2 protein-coding genes are annotated in these 2,184 nt (G+C 72.7%); both read right to left on the bottom strand.

What is annotated here, in order from left to right; translation table 11 throughout:
• Positions 1-60: 60 nt before the first annotated feature.
• Positions 61-1,326, bottom strand: coding sequence for a sugar ABC transporter substrate-binding protein (locus ACYVE9_RS23950; RefSeq protein ID WP_461029973.1), 1,266 nt, complete (start codon positions 1,324-1,326; stop codon positions 61-63).
• Between the two features lie 202 nt (positions 1,327-1,528).
• Positions 1,529-1,999 carry a hypothetical protein gene (locus ACYVE9_RS23945; protein ID WP_461029972.1) on the bottom strand — a complete coding sequence of 157 codons (471 nt, stop codon included), beginning with the start codon at positions 1,997-1,999 and terminating at the stop codon, positions 1,529-1,531.
• Between the last annotated feature and the right edge of the window lie 185 nt (positions 2,000-2,184).

Here is a 2,184-nt window from a genome sequence, read left to right as displayed (position 1 = left end):
GCCCGGCCCGGGGCGGGGAGCGGCCGTGCCGGGCGGGGCTGGGCGGCGGGCGGCCGGGTGTCAGTTGCCAAAGGACTCGTCCATGTCGGCTGCCGCGGCGTCGGCGGCCTGCTTGACGCTCTTCCTGCCGGACAGCACGGACTGCATCATCTGGGCAAGGGTCTTCTTGCCCTGGATCTCACCGTAGGCGGGGGTGACGGGCACGGTGCGGCCGGCTTCCGTCATCTGCCGGGCGAAGGGCGCCACGAGCGGCCCGCCGTCGCGCTGCGCCTTCTCCACCAGGGACTGCCGGCCGGAGAAGTAGCCGGACTGCTCGGCCCACCGGGCGGCGAACCGCTCACTGCTCATCAGCTCCACGAACTCCCAGGCCAGTTCGCGGCGCGGGCTCTCCCGGAACACGCCGAGATGCGAACCGCCCAGGAAGGAGGGGCTGATGCCGCCCTCGGGCCCGGGGATCGGCGCGGCGGCCAGTTTGCCCTTCATCTCGGGCCGGCTCTCGACGATCGCGGCCGGGGTCCAACTGCCGGACACCGTCATGGCGATCCGGCCGGCCTGGAAGTTGTCCACCAGGTCGGCCTCGTTCCAGGTGGAGGCGGCCCTGGGTGAGGCACCGTGCTCGGTGGCGAGTCCGGTGTAGAAGGAGACGCCGCGGAGCGCGCGCGGGCTGTTGACGGCCGCCTTCCAGGTTCCGCCGGACTCGGTGGCGAGGTCACCGCCGGCTCCCCAGATGAACGAGTCGAGAATGTACTCGTTGTCACCGACCACGGGGAACGGGATGAGGTCCGGTTCCTTCTCCTTGAGCGCGGCGGTGACCTCGCGCAGTTCCTGCCACGACGTGGGCGCCTCCAGGCCGTGCTCGTCGAACACGTCCTTGCGGTAGAGCAGGGCCCGCACCCCGGCGTACCAGGGCACGCCGTAGATCCGGCCGTCCAGGGTGCCCGCCTCCCGCAGGCCGGCGACCAGGTCGTCGTCGAGCCCGGCGTTCCGCACGTCGTCGGTGAGGTCGGCGAGTGCGCCGGCGTCGGCGAACTCCGCGGTCCAGGTCGTGCCCACCTCGGCGACGTCGGGGGTGGTGCCGCCGGCCATCGCCTTGGTGAACTTGTCGTGGGCGTCCGGCCAGGGCACGTACTGCACTTTCAGGCCGGCTCCGGTGCGCCGGGTGAACTCCTTGCCGACGTCGCGGAAGAAGGGCTCGGAGTCCGGATTGGTGCCCTCCATGATCCACACGGTGAGGCTGCCGTCCTCGGCGGAGGAGCCGCCACCCCCTCCGCAGGCGGTCAGGGCGAGGGACAGGACCGCTCCGACAGCGATGGCGCGCTTCCTCATGGCCGGACTCCTCGTGCACTGGACGGACTGCCGGTGTCCGCTCGACCACCGACGGTGACTACGTCCACCCTGCGCCATCCGGGCCCCCGCATCACGGACCGGCGCCGGTGTTCCGCCGACCTTTGACGGATCGGCCTACTGCCGCCGGGCCCGTGACGCCCCGCCCCGAGGTGTCCGCACGTGCCGCGGACCGCGCGTGCCGCTACCGGTCGAGGAGTTCGCTGCCGGTGGCCGCGTCCACCACCGTGCGGTCACCCAGGGGTGCGTCCAGCTCCACCTCGACCTCGTCGATGAGCAGTTGGTCGGTGCAGAAGTCCACGTCCTTGGGCTTCGCCCAGCCGGCCACCACGACGAGTTCCTCGGACTCGTGCACGTGGACCCCGAAGTCCTCGTCGCAGGCGCCGTGTCCGACGGCGACCTCGAAGGTCGTCTTGTCGGAGCCCGGCGGGTGCGCCTCCTCCAGCGGAAGCATGTTGTCGGGCCGGCCGGAGACGGGCTCCACGTCGGGCCACTCCTGTTCGATGGTGGCCGCCCGCTTCTCGAACCGGGTCTGCTCCTCGGAGGGGCTCGGCGATCCGTCCGACCGCACGCTCTGGCCGCCGTCGCCGCAGCCGCCGGCAGTGAGCACCGCAGCCGCCACGAGCGCCGCCGCCGTCGTCGTCCTTCGTCGCATCGTTGCCTCCTGTGTGGGGTTCCGATGGGACGTGGCGGAGCCCGTTCCGGTTCCGGGGCGGGGCGCACGGGGTCGAGGGAGGCGGTACCGGCGGGGTGCGGGCGGGGCGCGGTGACGAGGGTGCGGGCGGTGTCGCGGCGGGGTGCCCGCGGCGGGGTGCGGACACAGAAGTGCCGCGGTGCCCG

This window comes from Streptomyces sparsus, from assembly GCF_054776295.1.
The sequence above is the reverse complement of the archived record's forward strand: the minus strand, read 5'-3'. Positions and strand labels throughout refer to the sequence as shown.

Bases quoted from the DNA above. Each gene is read 5' to 3' on its own strand.
- ACYVE9_RS23945 (WP_461029972.1), bottom strand. From the start codon at position 1,999: ATGCGACGAAGGACGACGACGGCGGCGGCGCTCGTGGCGGCTGCGGTG.
- ACYVE9_RS23950 (WP_461029973.1), bottom strand. From the start codon at position 1,326: ATGAGGAAGCGCGCCATCGCTGTCGGAGCGGTCCTGTCCCTCGCCCTG.